The 491-nt window shown below is 71.1% G+C and carries 1 protein-coding gene; it reads left to right on the forward strand.

Going from position 1 to position 491, the window contains the following annotated elements:
• Positions 1 to 122: 122 nt before the first annotated feature.
• On the forward strand, positions 123 to 491 hold a 369-nt coding region (locus RM779_RS33275; protein ID WP_311621535.1), incomplete at its 3' end, for a PucR family transcriptional regulator ligand-binding domain-containing protein.

The following is a 491-nucleotide window of genomic DNA, read 5'->3' on the forward strand; positions in this document are numbered from 1 at the left end:
TTCCTCATCTGGCCTGGCATTGACGATGCGGTGACACGCATCAGCCTCGTGAATGCGAAACGGCGGGTGTGGTGCCCGGCAGCCCCGGCATGATCCAGAAGCAAGGCCCTAGGAGACCGCTCATGCACGTCGAAGACCTCCTCCGGCTGGAGTCCCTGGACCTGACCCTGCTCTGGGGCGGCCCGCCGCTCCTGGCCCGGGAGATCAGCGGGGTCACCGCGACCGATCTGGAGGACCCGGGGCGGTTCCTCCAGCGGGGCGAGATCGTGCTCAGCGGCCTGGTGTGGTGGAGCGCGGCGGACGAGGAGGCGACGGCGGACCGGTTCGTGGCGGCCCTGCGGGAGGCCGGGGCGGCGGCGCTGCTGGCGGGTGAGGAGACGCACGGGAGGGTTCCGGACGTGCTGGTGGACGCGTGCCGCCGCCATGACATCGCGCTGCTCTCGGTCCCGGTGCACACCTCGTTCCGGGCCGTCACCGACACGGTGTACCTG

Source organism: Streptomyces johnsoniae (genome assembly GCF_031845565.1).
GTDB classification, from domain to species: Bacteria; Actinomycetota; Actinomycetes; order Streptomycetales; family Streptomycetaceae; genus Streptomyces; species Streptomyces johnsoniae.